At 37.6% G+C, this 17,441-nt stretch carries 17 protein-coding genes; 14 read left to right on the forward strand and 3 right to left on the reverse strand.

Annotated elements, in window-relative coordinates; genetic code table 11:
* Positions 1-168 precede the first annotated feature (168 nt).
* Complete coding sequence (locus P176_RS0102675; RefSeq protein WP_026753247.1) at positions 169-486, forward strand: hypothetical protein; 318 nt, start codon at positions 169-171, stop codon at positions 484-486.
* A 171-nt stretch (positions 487-657) separates the two neighbouring features.
* Here P176_RS0102675 and htpG read toward each other — a convergent pair whose 3' ends face one another.
* The gene (htpG, locus tag P176_RS0102680; RefSeq protein WP_026753248.1) at positions 658-2,571 is read right to left on the reverse strand and encodes a molecular chaperone HtpG; all 1,914 of its coding nucleotides are present in this window, start codon (positions 2,569-2,571) and stop codon (positions 658-660) included.
* Positions 2,572-2,925: 354 nt separating this feature from the next.
* Between htpG and P176_RS0102685 the strand changes: the two genes are divergently transcribed.
* Positions 2,926-3,936: a 3-oxoacyl-ACP synthase III family protein gene (locus tag P176_RS0102685; protein WP_026753249.1), complete on the forward strand. Its 1,011-nt coding sequence runs from the start codon at positions 2,926-2,928 to the stop codon at positions 3,934-3,936.
* Between the two features lie 305 nt (positions 3,937-4,241).
* Positions 4,242-4,604 carry a CoA-binding protein gene (locus P176_RS0102690; protein ID WP_026753250.1) on the forward strand — a complete coding sequence of 121 codons (363 nt, stop codon included), beginning with the start codon at positions 4,242-4,244 and terminating at the stop codon, positions 4,602-4,604.
* Here P176_RS0102690 and P176_RS0102695 read toward each other — a convergent pair.
* Entirely contained in the window at positions 4,581-6,017 is a 1,437-nt protein-coding gene (locus tag P176_RS0102695) for a sodium:solute symporter (RefSeq protein WP_026753251.1), read from the reverse strand. The two genes, P176_RS0102690 and P176_RS0102695, sit on opposite strands and share 24 nt — an antisense overlap.
* Before the next feature lie 74 nt (positions 6,018-6,091).
* Between P176_RS0102695 and P176_RS0102700 the strand changes: the two genes are divergently transcribed.
* The 4 genes from P176_RS0102700 (at position 6,092) to P176_RS0102715 (ending at position 12,342) form a co-directional block, all read left to right on the forward strand.
* Positions 6,092-9,070 carry a T9SS type A sorting domain-containing protein gene (locus P176_RS0102700; RefSeq protein ID WP_026753252.1) on the forward strand — a complete coding sequence of 993 codons (2,979 nt, stop codon included), beginning with the start codon at positions 6,092-6,094 and terminating at the stop codon, positions 9,068-9,070.
* A 122-nt stretch (positions 9,071-9,192) separates the two neighbouring features.
* Positions 9,193-9,810 (forward strand): recombination mediator RecR, encoded by a 618-nt coding sequence (recR, locus tag P176_RS0102705; protein WP_026753253.1) that lies wholly within the window; start codon positions 9,193-9,195, stop codon positions 9,808-9,810.
* A gap of 3 nt (positions 9,811-9,813) precedes the next feature.
* A complete protein-coding gene (locus P176_RS0102710) occupies positions 9,814-10,911 on the forward strand; it encodes a glycosyltransferase family 2 protein (protein WP_026753254.1) in 1,098 nt (365 codons plus the stop codon).
* Positions 10,912-11,001: 90 nt separating this feature from the next.
* Positions 11,002-12,342, forward strand: a complete 1,341-nt coding sequence (locus P176_RS0102715) for a dihydrolipoamide acetyltransferase family protein (protein ID WP_026753255.1) — start codon at positions 11,002-11,004, stop codon at positions 12,340-12,342.
* A 158-nt stretch (positions 12,343-12,500) separates the two neighbouring features.
* Here the strand turns inward: P176_RS0102715 and P176_RS0102720 are convergent, their stop codons facing one another.
* Positions 12,501-13,190, reverse strand: coding sequence for a ZIP family metal transporter (locus tag P176_RS0102720; protein WP_026753256.1), 690 nt, complete (start codon positions 13,188-13,190; stop codon positions 12,501-12,503).
* Positions 13,191-13,422: 232 nt separating this feature from the next.
* Between P176_RS0102720 and P176_RS0102725 the strand changes: the two genes are divergently transcribed.
* The 7 genes from P176_RS0102725 to P176_RS20195 all read left to right on the forward strand — a co-directional run bounded on the left by P176_RS0102725 (position 13,423) and on the right by P176_RS20195 (position 17,308).
* A complete protein-coding gene (locus P176_RS0102725) occupies positions 13,423-14,199 on the forward strand; it encodes a 3'-5' exonuclease (protein ID WP_026753257.1) in 777 nt (258 codons plus the stop codon).
* Between the two features lie 69 nt (positions 14,200-14,268).
* Positions 14,269-14,880, forward strand: coding sequence for a fumarylacetoacetate hydrolase family protein (locus P176_RS0102730; protein ID WP_026753258.1), 612 nt, complete (start codon positions 14,269-14,271; stop codon positions 14,878-14,880).
* The gene (locus P176_RS0102735; protein ID WP_026753259.1) at positions 14,881-15,222 is read left to right on the forward strand and encodes a hypothetical protein; all 342 of its coding nucleotides are present in this window, start codon (positions 14,881-14,883) and stop codon (positions 15,220-15,222) included.
* Positions 15,223-15,225: 3 nt separating this feature from the next.
* Complete coding sequence (locus tag P176_RS0102740; protein WP_026753260.1) at positions 15,226-16,473, forward strand: competence/damage-inducible protein A; 1,248 nt, start codon at positions 15,226-15,228, stop codon at positions 16,471-16,473.
* Positions 16,474-16,641: 168 nt separating this feature from the next.
* Positions 16,642-16,878, forward strand: coding sequence for a 50S ribosomal protein L28 (gene rpmB / locus P176_RS0102745; RefSeq protein WP_026753261.1), 237 nt, complete (start codon positions 16,642-16,644; stop codon positions 16,876-16,878).
* A gap of 70 nt (positions 16,879-16,948) precedes the next feature.
* Entirely contained in the window at positions 16,949-17,131 is a 183-nt protein-coding gene (rpmG, locus tag P176_RS0102750) for a 50S ribosomal protein L33 (protein ID WP_026753262.1), read from the forward strand.
* A 24-nt stretch (positions 17,132-17,155) separates the two neighbouring features.
* Positions 17,156-17,308: a DUF4295 domain-containing protein gene (locus P176_RS20195; RefSeq protein WP_081820662.1), complete on the forward strand. Its 153-nt coding sequence runs from the start codon at positions 17,156-17,158 to the stop codon at positions 17,306-17,308.
* Positions 17,309-17,441 lie beyond the last annotated feature (133 nt).

Genomic DNA, 17,441 nt, shown 5'->3' on the forward strand with positions numbered 1-17,441 from the left:
ATTAAGCAATGGTTTATTTGTAAGACTTAAAAACTACAATTTGGTTACAAACTGTATATAATTTATAATATTTCAGTTTAATCACAAATGCCATAAACTGTTAAAGATTTGAGAATATCAACTTTTAAAACTTCAGAAATAATTATCTTGAACTGTAAAATCATAACGATGATACAGATCAACATCATTACGAAAAATGTATTGCAAGCTCAAGAAATTACATCTTTGCTATACCAAGAAAAGCTTGTTTTAAATGAGTACATTTTAAAAGAAGTGGTAGGACGTCTACCTAACGATGCTGGAGAACTTTCTAACGTGGACGAAGTACTTATTGTAGGAACGACTAAAGCCCTATTATTTAAAACCATTGTAGAATTACTCAAGGAAAAATATGGAGATAAAATCCCAATAATATATGCCGTGCCTATAGTTTATATGGAAGAAACACAAACTGAAACCTTAAGATCTGGAACGGCCAAAGTTTAATATTACTATCTGTATAATATCAAAAAGAGTTAGTTACTATTTAAAACGTATCGAGCTCTTAGTATTTCGCATTTAAATAATAAGAACATAAAAAAACCACCTTGCATTTGCAAAGTGGTTTTTTGTATTGAATTTATATGTCACTCCTCGTTAAAAGAGCGTTTGCAGTACTTACTTAATCATTTCGTAACTGCGTTTCACAAATTCGGTAAGCTCTTTACCTTTGAGCAACCCTTGAGATAAACGTGCTAAATCTAAACTTTGAGTAATTAAGCGCTCTTGCTTTTTCTTGGTCTTGGTCGTTAAAATTTCATTGACCAACTCTGAGTTGGTGTTCACGATCAAGTTATACATCTCTGGCATATTACCCATACCAAACATACCGCCACCGCCGCCGGTTTGCTGCATCTCTTTCATACGACGCATAAACTCAGGTTGCGTGATGATAAATGGAGACGCACTGCTATCCATGGCTTCTAACTGTACCATAAATTTTTCTGAAGGCACCACTTCCTTTAAAATGTCTTCTAAAGATTTTTTCTCATCTTCGGTAAGTTTAGAAATAGCCGTATCTTCTTTCTTGATCAAATTGTCAATATGATCTCCATCGACTCTTGCAAAAGAAATATGTTCTTTACTGCTCTCTAGCTTTTGGATCAAGTGCGATACAATTGGAGAATCTAGCAATAAAACTTCATAACCTTTGTCTTTGGCAGCTTCAATGTAAGAATACTGCTCATCCATATTAGAAGCATAAAGAATCACCAACTTATCATCCTTATCAGTCTGTTTTGCCTTGATTTTATCATGCAATTCTTGGTAGGTATAAAAACTACCATCAACCGTTGGATATAATGCAAATGCATCTGCCTTTTCAAAGAATTTATCTTCGGAAAGCATACCATACTCGATCACGATTTTAATATCATTCCATTTTTTCTCAAAATCCTCACGACTATTATTGAATAGCGATTTCAACTTATCTGCCACCTTACGGGTGATGTAAGACGAAATTTTCTTCACGGCACCATCTGCTTGCAAGTAAGAACGAGAAACGTTCAATGGGATGTCTGGAGAATCAATTACACCACGAAGCATGGTCAAGAATTCTGGCACAATACCTTCAACGTTATCGGTTACAAATACTTGGTTTTGATACAACTGAATTTTATCCTTTTGGATGTTCAAGTCGTTATTCATTTTTGGAAAATACAAGATTCCCGTCAAGTTGAATGGGTAATCCACATTTAAATGAATGTGGAATAAAGGCTCCTCAAACTGCATTGGGTAGAGCTCTCTGTAGAAGCTATTATAATCGGCTTCCTTTAAATCTGTAGGCTGCTTCGTCCAGGCAGGATTAGGGTTGTTAATAATATCATCAACCTTGATTTTTTTGTGTGGCTCAGTAGTTTCCTTACCATCTTTATCCTTTATTTTCTTTGGAGTAAACTCAGGATCATTAATTTCCTTCGTTCCAAATTTAATTGGGATAGGCATGAACTTGTTATACTTGGTCAACAGTTCACGTATTTTACCCTCTTCTAAAAACTCTGTAGAATCTTCAGCAATGTGTAAAATGATTTCGGTTCCTCTTTCGGTTTTATCGGCTTTCTCTAAAGAAAACTCAGGTGACCCGTCACATATCCAATGGGCTGCTGGCTCATCTTTATAAGATTTAGTAATGATCTCCACTTTACTAGCGACCATAAAAGCAGAATAGAAACCAAGACCAAAATGACCTATAATTCCAGAGTCCTTACCTGCTTCTTTGTACTTGTCTAAAAACTCCTCAGCACCAGAAAACGCAATTTGGTTGATATACTTTTCTACTTCTTCAGCAGTCATACCAACGCCTTGATCTGTAATATGCAATTTTTTCCCTTCCTTATCGATTTTAATCTCAATTTTGGGATTGCCATACGCAACATCAACCTCACCAATACTGGTAAGGTGCTTTAATTTTAAAGTAGCATCTGTTGCATTACTAATTAGCTCACGTAAAAAGATTTCGTGATCGCTGTACAAAAACTTCTTAATCAGCGGAAAAATATTCTCTACCGATACGTTAATGTTTCCTTTACTCATAATATTTCTGTATTTGGTTTTTCCGCAGAACTAAAAACAATTAGCCTAAGCGAAAACAATTTTAAATTGAATTTATAATCTACTCTGAAAGTTCAAAAAAAGTACCAAGAGAACGAAAGTGACAAACTGACATAAAAATTTCTCTTCGGAAATGAGACGAGCAGCACAACTGTAATCCAAAAATATGACGCATGTATCTAAATTTAAGCGACAAAGACATCGCGTTTGTTTATTATGCGCGCATAACGATTGGGTTTGGGTTTAAAACCAGATAGCTTCGAAATGGTTAAATTGCAAGACAGTTTAACGCAATTTATTTCCGGTTTTTAGGAGAAGCAACATAAAAAAAATAAGATGTATAATTCCAAAATAATAGGCCTGGGACATTATGTTCCTGATAATGTGGTGACCAATTCAGATTTATCTAAGATGATGGACACCAACGACGAATGGATCCAGGAGCGTACTGGAATTAAAGAAAGACGCTGGGTAAAGGATGGTGACGATGATACTACGGCCACTATGGGTGTAAAAGCCGCCAAAGTTGCTATTGAACGTGCTGGCATTGATAAAGATGATATTGATTTTATTGTCTTTGCCACCTTGAGTCCAGACATGTATTTTCCCGGACCAGGAGTTCAAGTACAACACGCATTAGACATTAAGACGGTGGGTGCGCTTGACGTAAGAAATCAATGTTCTGGGTTTGTGTATGCAATTTCCGTAGCAGATAATTTTATCAAATCTGGAATGTATAAAAACGTGCTGGTTATTGGGAGTGAATTGCATTCTCGTGGCTTAGACAAAACAACCAGAGGCCGTAGCGTGTCTGTTATTTTTGGAGACGGTGCAGGTGCCGCAATTTTAACCCGAGAAGAAGATCATAATAAAGGAATTTTATCTACACATTTACACAGTCAAGGCGAACACGCAGAAGAATTAGTGGTAAAAGCGCCAGGAATGGGAACGCGTTGGGTAACGGATATTTTAGAAGAGAATGATCCCAACGATGAAAGCTATTTTCCATACATGAACGGACAATTTGTATTTAAAAATGCCGTGGTTCGTTTTAGTGAGGTTATTATGGAAGGGTTGACCAAAAACAATTTGGACGTGAGTGCTATTGATATGTTGATTCCGCATCAAGCGAATTTGCGTATTTCACAATTTATTCAGAAGAAATTCAATTTAAACGACGATCAAGTCTTTAATAACATTCAAAAGTATGGCAATACCACTGCCGCATCCATACCAATCGCGTTAACCGAAGCTTGGGAAGAAGGCAAAATCAAGGAAGGTGATGTTGTAGTTCTTGCTGCCTTTGGTAGTGGATTTACTTGGGGAAGTGTGGTGATAAGGTGGTAAATACCCACTATGTATATAATCTTAAAAAATCAAAAGAGGCTGTTTTAAAAACAGCCTCTTTTTTCATTTAATGACGCTACAGTAACACTAACCATCAACTATTATGAAGGTCATTAAATGGTGTTTATTTTGAGTTTATAAAAGCTACTAATCAAAGTAAAGACGATGATGCCTTACATCTGTTACACTCTTTTAAAGTCTTAACAGGCTTTTAACAGCGGCGATTGCACAAATATTTGTAATTTGATGTGGCTTTTACGTCTATAGTAAAAGCGCAAATCTATTTATCATTTCAACAACATCTTATGCAGAAAAAAACATTAGTTATAGGAGCATCTAACAATACCAATAGATATTCTAACATCGCCATAAACAGACTAAAACAATATGATCAAGAAACCGTTGCTTTTGGACTTCGGGAAGGAACCGTAGCAGGTGTAGAGATTGACACCAATCTCATGCCTTATAAAGATATTGATACGGTAACCCTGTACTTAAACCCACAACGCCAAAAATCGTATTACGATTATATCATTTCGCTACATCCAAAGCGCGTGATTTTTAATCCAGGTACAGAAAACCCTGAATTTCAAAATATGCTAAAAACAGAAGGTATCGCTTTTGAAGAATCCTGTACCTTGGTTTTACTTTCTACGAATCAATACTAACCCCAAGAAAGTCAAAAGTCCGTTGAGTATTAAAATAAAAAAACCAAACTCAAAGCCAAACCATTTTAAACTGTTTACGCTAATGATGTAAGATACTATTGGAGATGCGACTGCAATAATTGGCACGATGCGATCTTTGACCTTCCATTTTGTAAAAAGCCCAAAGGCGTAAAGGCCCAACAATGGTCCGTAAGTATATCCTGCAAACACAAAGAGTTTAGCGATCACACTGTCATCTTTGATCACATATTTAAAGGCCACAATAACCAAGATCAATACCAACGAGATGCCAATGTGAATTTGCTTTCTTGTTCGTACTTGTTTTTCTTCTGAATATTTTTTTTCAATATCGAGAATATCAATACTAAACGATGTGGTAAGTGATGTCAACGCGCTATCTGCACTGCTATAGGCGGCAGCGATAAGTCCCAAGAGAAAAAACACAAACACCCCTATCCCCAAATGGTTTTTTGCCAAGAGCGGAAACAAATCATCTTTATGGGCATCAATTCCATTTTCTTGAGCATAAACCGTAAGAAGCAAGCCGAGACACAAAAAGAAAAAATTGACAATGGTCAATACAATCGTAAACCAAAACATGTTTTTTTGAGCATCCTTTAAGGTTCTACAGGTCAAATTCTTTTGCATCATATCTTGGTCTAAACCTGTCATTACAATGGCGATAAATGCACCAGAAATAAACTGTTTCCAAAACCAATCTGCCGATTTATAGTCATCAAAGAAAAAGGTCTTCGACATGTCATTATCCAATACAAAACTTAAAATCTCATTACCTGCCAATCCCAACTCATCACTCACAAAATAGATAGCCACGCCAACAGAAATCAACATAAAGAGCGTTTGCAATGTATCTGTCCAAACAATCGTTTTAATTCCCGATTTAAATGTATACAGCCATATTAATAGCACCGTAATAGTAACGGTTTGCCAAAATGAAATTCCAAGATCATCAAATAATATAATTTGTAAGACATTCGCAACGAGGTACAGTCTAAAACTCGCCCCTACTACTCGAGATAGTAAAAAGAAAGAGGCTCCTGTTTTATATGAATAATCTCCAAAACGATTTTCTAAATAGGTGTATATCGAAGTCAGGTTTAACTTGTAATACAAGGGCAAAAGCACTGCACCAATAACAAAATAGCCTACGATATAGCCCAAAACCACTTGCATATAGCTAAACGAAGAGGCCTCAATCCAGCCAGGAACAGAAATAAAAGTCACCCCAGAAAGTGAAGCGCCAATCATTCCAAAAGCCACAACAAACCATGGGGACTGTTTATTTCCCTTAAAAAAGGCATCATTTCCAGATCGTCTTCCGGTGAGATAAGATATTAAAATCAATACCCCAAAATAAGATGCTATTAATAAAATGATAAGCGTTGAAGACATACAGTATTAATTAAATAATATATCCCGAAAAGTAGTATTTTTAGCAAAAATCCCAACCATTTACAGCCATTATTATGAAAAAGTTCTACACAACCTTAATTGTTTTTACCTTCACTTTTTCCGGATTTGCACAGGAATACCTGCGTATGATTTCTTCAGGAGATTACAGTGTTCAGGACATTCAAGTGGTGGCTGAAGCGTATTTTGATCAAGTAGGACGAGAACGAGGCAAAGGTTATAAGCCTTACAAACGGTGGGAATATCAAGCCTTAAGACGAATGGATGAGAATGGCATGCTCAAGTCTCCAGAGTTTTACTTTAATGTATTAGAAAATTATAACAGCTATCTTAATACTAATTTTTCCGCAGCAAGAACAACAGTAGGCAGCTGGGAACAGTTAGGTCCCTTAGATTGGAATCAAACTAGCGGATGGAATCCTGGTGTTGGACGTATTACTGCGCTTTCTTCGGAAAGTGGAAACTCCGAACACCTTATCATAGGGGCTAATACAGGCGGTGTCTGGAAAACTCTAGATGGTGGTAATTCTTGGACGGTTCTCACTGACAATATGTCGAACTTAACCGTATTTGCATTGGCCATTGACCCTACCAATCCCTCCAATTATTTCTGGGGATCTTCGGAAGGCACCTTGTTTAAATCTGAAGATGCTGGTGCGACGTGGAATCTCTTATCAGATTTAGGCGATGGCAACATTAATAAAATCATAATTGACCCTAGTAGCCCGAATAAAATGTACTGTACAGCACAATACGGCGGGATCTTTAAATCTACAGATAGTGGTGCAACTTGGGATTTAATTGACGGCAACCCTTCCAATGGCTATGATGTAGAATTTAAACCTGGTGACTACAATACCATATACGCTTCTGGCAATACGTTTTATAAATCTACAGATGGTGGCAATACCTTTGTATCCCCAAACGGCTTAAACCAATGGTCACAAGCATACCTCTCAGGTTCAAACAATTGGTCTACTGCTAGCACTAATCAAAATAATTCGGTAACACCAAGAACGGGTAATGCCATGGGGTTTTTATACGTAGGTGATTTTTCAATACCAATTACCCAACTCATTAGCCCAGAGCTTAATCTTGCTGGCATGGCAACACCTCAACTCCATTTTTCGTTCACCAACGTCAATTGGGAGGGAGATATCGATAGTTTACGAATTCTTTATAAAACCTCGGTGAACGGTGCTTGGATAGAATTGGCTAATTATACTGAAGAATCAACTGCTTGGAATGACATTACACTCCCACTCCCAAACCCATCGGCAACTTACTATATTGCTTTTGAAGGTACTGCTAATTACGGAAGGGGGATTACTCTTGATGACATTTCTGTGGAAGATGCTACTGCTGGAATTATTTTTGAGGACGGATTTGAATCTGCCACCAACACCTTTGGAGGTGGACCAAAAATGATTGCGGTCTCCCCAGCCGATCCTGAAGCCGTTTTTGTTTTAGAAGCCTTAGGAAATTACTTTGGAGGCTTGCACAAGTCCTCAGACGGCGGTGAAAGCTTCTCAAAATTAGATCATACAGGCAAAAACTATTTTGGTTACAGCTCAGACGCTCAAGATCCTGGTGATGCCACTTCTGGCCAAGCACCTCGAGATATGGATATTGCCATAAGCCAGAGCAATATTGATGATGTGCACATCGCTGGTGTCAACTCTTGGCGTAGCACCGATGGCGGTCTATCTTTCACCATTACGTCTCAATGGACGCCCTCCGGTGCCCTCAATGGAAACATTGGTTATTGTCATGCAGACATTGATTTATTGGAGTTTATTGGCAATGAATTATATGTTTGTAGTGATGGCGGTATTTTTGTGGCCGAAGCTCCTACCAACGTGAGCTCCTCATATTACACAGATTTGACCACTGGATTAGGTATTCGTCAATTTTATAAGCTTGGCATTAGTCAAACAGATCCCGTTATCGTTACGGGAGGTTCTCAAGATAATGGAAGCTCTATTTTAGGCACAGACGGCATCTGGAGAGAATGGCTAGGTGCAGATGGATTTGAATGCTTTGTCGATAAAAATAATAACAACATCATTTATGGAGAGATCTACAACGGCTTGTTATACAAATCTCTTGACGGCGGAAACACCTCCTTTGGGCTTCCATCCCCTGAAGGAAAATCTGGAAATTGGTTGACACCATTTGAACAAGATCCTATTGCAGCGAATACAGTTTATACAGGCTACGACGAAGTTTACAAGTCTGTAGATGGCGGGTTTAGTTGGACTTCAGTATCACAAAATTTTGGAGCGAATCTTGATCATTTAAAAATTGCCCCGTCAAATGGTAATTTTCAATACGCTGCTAGCGGTATTAATTTATATAGAAACAGCAATGTTGGCACTACTACAAACTGGACCACCTTAAGCGGTTTCGACGGATACATCACCTCCATAGCAGTACATCCAACAAATCCGAGTAAGGTCGCGATCGCTACATCTGGTTCTGAAAAAGTATATGTGTCCTCAGACGCTGGAAACACTTGGGTATCTTATGCCCTTAACTTACCCGATTTTAGCGCTCAGGCTTTAATTTGGGACAACAATGACACAGACGGCTTTTATTTAGGCATGAATTACGGTGTATTCTATATTGATAATACCTTAACCGAATGGCAGCCCTTTAGCAACAATCTGCCCAACGTCACTATTAGTGAACTCGAAATCAATCACGTCAACAATAAAATTTATGCTGCTACCTATGGTCGTGGCTTATGGGCTTCCGACCTCTATGACGAGACTCTAAGCGCCTCTACTTTTCAATTGAACTCACTTACCGTGTACCCCAATCCAGCAACCAATGCACTGAATCTTAAATGGGATCAAAACAACAAGGTCACCATTAACATCTTTAATGCTTTGGGTAAAGTGATGTATTATGAAAAAGATCAAAACATCCAGAACGAACTAAAAATAGATATTTCCAATTATGCTGCAGGACTCTATTTTGTAAAAGTCAACACCACCAAAGGTTCAATGACCAAAAAAATAATTGTGGAATAACAACAGATCTTCAAATTACCATAATCCAGAATGCACTGCCACGCTTGTTTATGAGCTGGCAGTTTTTTTATCCTATCGTTTAATGCATGCTTAAAAGTGATATTTTTCACTAAATTCGCAGCATGGAATTTTCTTCAAAACTTTTAGGAAATGCGGTCAACGAAATGTCACAATTACCAGGTATTGGTAAGCGTACCGCTTTAAGACTAGTGCTTCACCTATTGCGGCAACCAAAAGAACAAACACTCAGTTTTACAAGTGCCTTGAGTACCATGCGTACAGAGATCAAACTTTGTAAAAAGTGCTATAATATTAGTGACCATGACCTTTGTGATATTTGCGCAAACCCCAACCGGCTGGATGATATTGTTTGCGTTGTGGAAGACATTAGAGACGTGATGGCCATAGAGAACACCAGTTCTTTTAGAGGTCTTTACCATGTGCTTGGCGGAAAAATTTCTCCTATGGATGGTATTGGCCCAAATGATTTGAACATTCAACCTTTAGTAGACAAAGTGAAATCTGGGACGGTAAAAGAGCTCATTTTTGCCTTGGGATCTACTATGGAAGGCGATACTACCAACTTCTATATTTACAGACAAATTCAAGACTTTGGAGTAAAAACCTCGACTATTGCTCGTGGTATTTCTGTAGGTAATGAATTAGAATACACAGACGAAGTGACTTTAGGCCGAAGCATTATCAATCGCATTCCTTTTGAAGGCTCCCTAAAATCTTAAATTTTGAAACTTTCAGTCGTCATCCTCAACTATAATGTACGCTACTTTTTAGAACTCTGTCTTAAGAGTGTAGAAGCTGCATTGGTTGGTATTTCCGCTGAAATCATCGTGGTGGATAATGCTTCAAAAGATGAAAGCTGCGATATGGTTGAAAGTAAATTTCCTAAGGTCAAGTTGATACAAAACACTGAGAATCTTGGTTTTTCTAAAGGAAACAATCAAGGTGTTGCTGTAGCTAAAGGAGAATATATTTGTATTCTTAATCCCGATACTGTAGTTGCTGAAGACAGCTTTAAAATTCTTTTGAACTTTGCCGAAGATCAGCCTAATATGGGGATTTTAGGTTGCAAATTGATTGATGGTCAAGGTCAATTTTTACCGGAGAGCAAACGTCATATCCCAACACCTAAAGTTTCCGTAGAAAAAATGTTAGGCCGTACAGATGGCTATTACGTGCCAGAACTTGCTAATGACGCTATAGGCACCGTAGATATTTTAGTAGGTGCTTTTATGGTATTGAAAAAAGAAGTTTATGATCGTGTTGGCGGTTTTGATGAAGATTATTTTATGTACGGTGATGACATAGACCTCTCTTATAAGATTCTAAAATTAGGATATCAAAACATGTATAATGGCCAAACTACGGTCATTCATTACAAGGGAGAAAGTACCTTAAAAGATAAAGTCTATGCACAACGTTTTTATGGCGCCATGCAAATATTTTATAAAAAGCATTTCAAGTCCAATTTAGGATTCAATATGCTTGTTTGGCTGGGCGTTCGCGCGGCAACCTTAATGCAAAAACCAGAAAAGACGAGCAATAAGAGGCAAAAGCATGCTGTATTTATTTCAAAAGACAAACATAGCGCCCTAGAAAAGGTTTTTGGTACTAATTTGAAAGTAAGTGCCAACTTAGAAAACTATCAAAAGCACACCACCTATATTCTTGATAATAATCACCTCAGTTTTAAACAGATGATCGCCACACTGGAGCATGCGCCCAAAAATAGCGACGTGACATTTAAAATTCTACCAAAAAGCTCTAACTTTATCCTCGGAAGCAATAGCGCTAAGCATCAAGGCGAAGTCCTAAGCTTCTAAATGTAAAAAATTAAATAAAACACAATAAAATAGTCGGTTTTTAAGTAATTTTGCAACCACTAATAAAAAACAAGGCTTTAGATTACAGATATGGCAAAATTTGAACTCAAACTCCCAAAAATGGGCGAAAGTGTTGCGGAAGCAACGATAACCTCATGGCTTAAAGAAGTTGGCGATACCATTGAAGCTGATGAAGCCGTTTTTGAAATTGCTACAGACAAGGTGGATAGCGAGGTACCAAGTGAAGTAGATGGTGTACTTATCGAAAAACTTTATAATGTAGACGACGTCGTTAAAGTAGGAGAAACCATTGCCATTATTGAGATTGAAGGCGAAGGCTCTAATCAGGGTTCAAGTGAAACTGGATCTGCTTCTGAGAATCAAGAGGAAGAACACGAGCCAGCAGCTGTTGCAGAAGTTTCAAAATCTGTAGAAAAAGCAAAAGAAAGCACCGCGCCAGTAACAAGTTCTGATGAGCGTTTTTATTCTCCATTAGTTAAGAATATTGCTCAAAAAGAAAATATTTCTCAAGACGAGCTTGATGCAATTGAAGGCACCGGTAAAGACAACCGTGTTACCAAAAATGATATTTTAGATTACGTAGAAGGTAGAAATTCAAAACCAGCCTCTAAAGCTCAAGACACAACATCTGCACCTAAATTAGCTACCCAAAAAACAAGTTCACCAGCTAAACAACAAGCATCACCTGTAGTTGCTTCTGGAGATGATGAGATTATTGAAATGACCAGAATGGGCAAACTTGTAGCGCATCACATGGTACAATCTGTTCAAACTTCTGCACACGTACAAAGCTTTATAGAAGCCGATGTTACCAATATTTGGAACTGGCGTAAAAAAGTAAAATCAGATTTCGCCAAACGAGAAGGTGAGAATTTGACCTTCACTCCTATTTTTATGGAAGCTGTAGCAAAAGCATTGCGTGATTTCCCGATGATGAACATCTCTCTACAAGGAGAGACCATTGTTAAGAAAAAACACATCAACTTAGGGATGGCAGCAGCATTACCAGACGGTAACCTAATTGTTCCCGTTATTAAGGATGCTGATCAGCTTAATCTTGTGGGCATGACCAAAAAAGTAAATGACCTTGCTTTACGTGCCAGAGAAAACAAATTAAAACCAGACGATATCCAAGGAGGCACCTATACTGTGACCAACGTAGGCACTTTTGGCAGCATCATGGGCACACCAATTATAAATCAACCACAAGTGGGTATTCTTGCACTTGGTGCTATTAGAAAAGTCCCTGCGGTTGTAGAAACTCCTGATGGCGATTTTATAGGCATACGTTACCGCATGTTCCTTTCGCATTCTTATGATCACCGCGTAGTTAATGGTGCTCTTGGAGGACAATTTGTAAAGGCGGTCAAAGATTATTTAGAAGCTTGGGATGCTAATCGCGAGATATAAATAACTCTTCAGCTTATTAAACATAAACGTATTGCTTCTTATCATCATAAGGAGCAATACTTTTTTTAGGGAATCATGTATTGCTCAAATTGAGCTTTTCAAAACCTATAGATCACTCCTTAATATATATCCAATAAAATCATCAAGAGATTGTGATGTTATAAGCTGTTTAAATACATGGCAAGCACTACGCCAAGAGCTGTAGCAATACCAGAATAATAACTATCTTTTTTAAAGGCTTTGGGAAATACTTCAATAGCAAGCGAGGCAATCACGGCACCAGCGGCAAAGCATCGGATATCTGCCAACACACCTTCTGAAACATGAGACAACAGTTGATTGCCAATGAAGGCACAAGCTGAAAGCAATACCGCAGTGCCACCCCATAATAGCAAAATAGTTTTTTTCGAAATATCCTGTTCTGCCATTTCCTTAGCACCTCCGGCCGCTTCTGGAAGATTAGACAAAAAAATAGAACCTGATAGGGCTGCTGCTGCCATTGGATTTGCTCCAATAAGAGCCACACCTAAGGCGAGATTTTCTGGTATTCCATCTAGTGTTATCGCTGCTAAGAGGCCTCCTCCACTATCACTGCCCCATTTTTTCTTTATAAAATAATCCAACACACAAAAGATAGCGGCACCCAGCAATACAAATACCAATGACCAAACTATTGACGATTTTTCAATAGAAGGCTCTATAAGCTCTAATATTGCAGAAACCATAAGGGCACCTCCTGCGACTGCCACAAGAAAACCTTCGGTCTTTTTAGATAGATTACCGTAAATACCCCATAATGCACCCAAAAGAAGAGCAAAAGAAACCGCCAAAATCACAATTAGTGTCATAAAATTAAAATGATAACGTTATTAAAATTTTTCTAAAGACTGTCAATTTACTTCATGTTGAAACTATGACAGTGTTCTTTTAAAATCAATTGTATCGCTAAAACGAGTCGAACCCATCTTTTAAAAGATTTTAAACTCTAAAGCACAAGTTTTTTATATTCTTAGTGAGTTCCTTTTAAAAACAAATCCCATTCTCCATATTATTTTATCTTTGCCTAAAACTCCAATACAAATGCAACTCAACCTTAGTAAGCCCATCTGTTTTTTTGATTTAGAAACTACTGGCATTAATATTTCAAAAGATAGAATTGTTGAAATTTCCATCTTAAAAGTACACCCTAATGGTAAAGAAGAGACCTATACAAAACGGGTGAATCCAGAAATGAAAATCCCTGCGGAAGTCACTTTGGTGCATGGTATTTCTGATGAAGATGTTGCAGACGCTCCGACGTTTAAGGACATTTCAAAAGAAGTATATCATATTGTAAAGGATTCTGATCTCGCTGGCTTCAACTCCAATCGGTTTGACATCCCAGTGCTTGCCGAAGAAATGCTGCGTGCTGAGATTGATTTTGATATGAAAAACACAAAATCCATTGACGTGCAAACCATATTTCATAAAATGGAACAACGAACCCTAAGCGCCGCCTATAAGTTCTATTGCGATAAAAATCTGGATGATGCCCATAGTGCCGAAGCAGATACAAAAGCGACTTACGAGGTCTTAAAGTCACAGTTAGATCGCTATGACGATCTTGAGAATGACGCCTCCTTTTTGGCCGAGTTTAGTTCAAGAAAGCGGTTTGCAGATTTTGCTGGCTTTATTGCATACAATAAAAAAGACGAAGAGTGCTTTGCCTTCGGAAAACACAAAGGCAAGCTCGTTACAGAAATTCTGGATAAAGAACCGGGTTATTTTGGCTGGTTGCTTAATGCAGATTTCCCTTTGTACACCAAAAAAGTACTCACGGCAATTAAACTCAGAGCATTTAACAATAAGTTGAGTTGATAACTCACACAGCGTATTAAAGATAACATTTAAATAAAGAGTCCTGTTTCCGCAGGATTGATCAAATCTATGAAACTCATTTGCATCGGTCGTAATTATACAGATCACATTAAAGAGCTCGAGAATGAAAGACCAACAGATCCGGTGGTTTTTCTCAAACCAGATACGGCCATACTTCTTAAAAAGCAGCCTTTTTTTATTCCAGATTTTTCAGATGATGTACACCATGAGGTTGAAATTTTGGTTAAGATCAAAAAAGTAGGAAAGCACATTGATAAAAAATTTGCAAAAAACTATTACGATGAAATTGGTTTGGGTATTGATTTTACGGCACGCGATTTACAGGCGCAATTAAAAGCAAAAGGATTGCCTTGGGAAAAAGCTAAAGGTTTTGATGGCGCTGCGGTGATTGGCGATTGGCTTCCAAAGTCTGAATTTACTGACATGAACAAGATTGATTTTAGTTTAGAACGAAACGGAACTATTGTTCAACAAGGCAATACTAGCCTAATGCTGTGGAAGATTGATGAAATTATCGAATATGTTTCAAAATATTTTACTTTAAAGATTGGAGACATTATCTTTACGGGCACGCCGTCTGGTGTTGGCAAAGTGAATATAAATGATAGCCTGACGGGGTTTATAGAAAACAAACAGATGTTTTCAATTAGAGTTAAATAAATGGAAAATAATTATAAATTATTTAGAGTACGCGAGTTGGCAGATAACGATGAAGATTTCGTGAAGGCTCTTGCTGAGGCATTTCTAGAAGAAGTTCCTGAAGATGCAGATCGACTTAAAAATGCTGTAGCAAATAAAGACTATGAAACCACATATCAGGCGGCGCATAAAATGAAACCTACCATCGATCTTTTTGAACTCGGTGTATTAGATCATCTCATTGTCGTTCAAGATTGGGGTAAATTAAAAAAAACAGAAGAAGATTGTAGTAACGAATTACAATTGGTACTCAATGCTGTTCAAAATGCTTCCGCAGAACTTAAGGAAGATTTCAATTTATAATCCATGCTTGCAGAAATTATTACCATTGGTGATGAAATTCTCATTGGTCAGATTGTAGATTCCAATTCGGCTTTTATAGCCAAGGAACTCAGCAAAATTGGGGTTTCCGTATATCAAATTACTTCGGTACAAGATGATAGAGATCACATTCTTAAAGCTTTTAAAGAAGCCGAAAGCAATGCCAATATCATCATTATCACAGGTGGATTAGGACCCACGAAGGACGATATCACCAAAAAAACCATTGCCCATTATTTTGACGATACCTTAGAAGAAAATGTTTCTGTAAGACAAAACATTGAACATCTTTGGGAGCATCATGTCAAAAAACCATTGATGCAGGTCAATATAGATCAAGCATTGGTGCCTTCTAAGTGCGAAGTTTTGATGAACAAGTTTGGAAGTGCTCCCGGGATGTGGCTTGAAAAGGATAAAAATGTCTTTATTTCGTTACCAGGAGTCCCCTACGAAATGAAGGCCCTGATTACAGATGAAGTGATCCCCAGATTAATAGAGCGCTTTCAGTTTCCTTTTATTCAGCATAAAACGTTTTTGACCTACGGTATGGGAGAAAGCAGCTTAGCTGAGCGTATAGAAGACTTTGAAAACGAACTTCCTGCGTTTATCAAATTGGCATATTTACCAAGTTTAGGCCGTGTACGTTTAAGACTATCTGCCAAAGGTATGGACCGAAAGGCAATTGAGGCCGAAATGCAACATCAAACACAACTCCTACTGCCACAAATACAAGATATTTTTGCAGGATTTGAAGAAGATATATCCATTGAGGCCGTTATAGGCAAGATGCTTACCGAGTTAAACAACACTGTAGCAACTGCCGAAAGCTGTACAGGAGGCATGATTGCCGAGCGTTTTACAGCAAATCCAGGCGCCTCAAACTATTTTAAGGGTAGCGTTGTAGCGTACACAAGAGAGAGCAAGGTCAACGTCCTTCAAGTTTCCGAAGTAATTATAAAAGACCATTCGGTAGTGAGCAAGGAGGTTGCAGAAGCCATGGCCATTAATGCTGCTAAACTATTCAATACCGATTATGCCATCGCCACCACAGGCAATGCAGGACCCACATTAGACGAGACCGAAGAAGATTTAGGAATTGTCTTTATTGCCATTGCCACTCCCAACGGTGTCTTTTCAGAACGATTTAGCTTTGGTAATCATAGAGTTAAGGTCATTAATAAAGCAGCGACAAAGGCCTTTGAAATGCTCCATAAAGAAATTTTAAAAAAGTGAGTCTTTTAGTTTGTTGATAAAGTAAAGTTTTACTAAATTTGCAGCCTGTTTTAAAATATCCATGTCGTTTTTTTAAATTACAGAACTGAATTGTATTTTAATATTCGGTTGAGGCTTTGGAAACAGCATAAAGGAACAGAATAATAACAATAATAAAGTCATAGAGACATGTCAAGAGTTTGTGAACTTACAGGGAAGAAAGCGATGGTTGGAAACAACGTATCGCATGCAATGAATAAAACAAAGCGTAAATTTGATGCCAATTTAATCAAAAAACGTTTTTATATTCCTGAAGAAGATAAATGGATTACGCTAAAGGTATCAACCTCTGCGTTGAAAACCATCAACAAAATTGGCATCTCTGCCGCTCTAAAAGAAGCAAGAGCTAAAGGATTTTTTAAGTAATTAGCTTTAATTAAGATGCGGTTTTCTCCTAATCTTATAGGAGTTAAACACAATATAAAATAAGTTTACAATGGCAAAAAGAGGAAATAGAATACAGGTAATTTTGGAGTGTACCGAACATAAAGAGTCTGGACAACCAGGAACTTCACGTTACATTACTACAAAGAACAAGAAGAACACGCCAGAAAGAATGGAGATTAAGAAATTTAATCCTATCTTAAAGCGTATGACTGTTCACAAAGAGATTAAATAATACCCAATTACAAAATAAAGCGTCATGGCAAAGAAATCAGTAGCATCATTACAAACAGGATCAAAAAGACTTACTAAAGCTATCAAAATGGTAAAATCACCTAAAACTGGTGCTTACATGTTTGTTGAGTCGGTAATGGCACCAGAGTTTGTCGATGATTTTTTAAAAAGAAAATAAATAGGTTTTTAATCTATTTACAGACTGCTTTCATTATTTGAAAGCAGTTTTTTTATGTCTATATTTGATAAAGCTACTGCCAAAGTAGCAGACCCTCGGTTTCGGTTTGATACTTGCTATGGACTTTACATAC

Source organism: Sediminibacter sp. Hel_I_10, assembly GCF_000688335.1.
GTDB lineage: Bacteria > Bacteroidota > Bacteroidia > Flavobacteriales > Flavobacteriaceae > Psychroserpens.

What these genes read in the sequence shown, in the direction of transcription:
- P176_RS0102685 (WP_026753249.1), top strand. Translation starts at nt 2,926, where the DNA reads ATGTATAATTCCAAAATAATAGGCCTGGGACATTATGTTCCTGATAAT.
- P176_RS0102740 (WP_026753260.1), top strand. Translation starts at nt 15,226, where the DNA reads ATGCTTGCAGAAATTATTACCATTGGTGATGAAATTCTCATTGGTCAG.
- P176_RS0102720 (WP_026753256.1), bottom strand. Translation starts at nt 13,190, where the DNA reads ATGACACTAATTGTGATTTTGGCGGTTTCTTTTGCTCTTCTTTTGGGT.
- P176_RS0102695 (WP_026753251.1), bottom strand. Translation starts at nt 6,017, where the DNA reads ATGTCTTCAACGCTTATCATTTTATTAATAGCATCTTATTTTGGGGTA.
- P176_RS0102730 (WP_026753258.1), top strand. Translation starts at nt 14,269, where the DNA reads ATGAAACTCATTTGCATCGGTCGTAATTATACAGATCACATTAAAGAG.
- P176_RS0102735 (WP_026753259.1), top strand. Translation starts at nt 14,881, where the DNA reads ATGGAAAATAATTATAAATTATTTAGAGTACGCGAGTTGGCAGATAAC.
- rpmB (WP_026753261.1), top strand. Translation starts at nt 16,642, where the DNA reads ATGTCAAGAGTTTGTGAACTTACAGGGAAGAAAGCGATGGTTGGAAAC.
- P176_RS20195 (WP_081820662.1), top strand. Translation starts at nt 17,156, where the DNA reads ATGGCAAAGAAATCAGTAGCATCATTACAAACAGGATCAAAAAGACTT.
- P176_RS0102675 (WP_026753247.1), top strand. Translation starts at nt 169, where the DNA reads ATGATACAGATCAACATCATTACGAAAAATGTATTGCAAGCTCAAGAA.
- htpG (WP_026753248.1), bottom strand. Translation starts at nt 2,571, where the DNA reads ATGAGTAAAGGAAACATTAACGTATCGGTAGAGAATATTTTTCCGCTG.
- P176_RS0102700 (WP_026753252.1), top strand. Translation starts at nt 6,092, where the DNA reads ATGAAAAAGTTCTACACAACCTTAATTGTTTTTACCTTCACTTTTTCC.
- P176_RS0102690 (WP_026753250.1), top strand. Translation starts at nt 4,242, where the DNA reads ATGCAGAAAAAAACATTAGTTATAGGAGCATCTAACAATACCAATAGA.
- P176_RS0102715 (WP_026753255.1), top strand. Translation starts at nt 11,002, where the DNA reads ATGGCAAAATTTGAACTCAAACTCCCAAAAATGGGCGAAAGTGTTGCG.
- rpmG (WP_026753262.1), top strand. Translation starts at nt 16,949, where the DNA reads ATGGCAAAAAGAGGAAATAGAATACAGGTAATTTTGGAGTGTACCGAA.
- recR (WP_026753253.1), top strand. Translation starts at nt 9,193, where the DNA reads ATGGAATTTTCTTCAAAACTTTTAGGAAATGCGGTCAACGAAATGTCA.
- P176_RS0102725 (WP_026753257.1), top strand. Translation starts at nt 13,423, where the DNA reads ATGCAACTCAACCTTAGTAAGCCCATCTGTTTTTTTGATTTAGAAACT.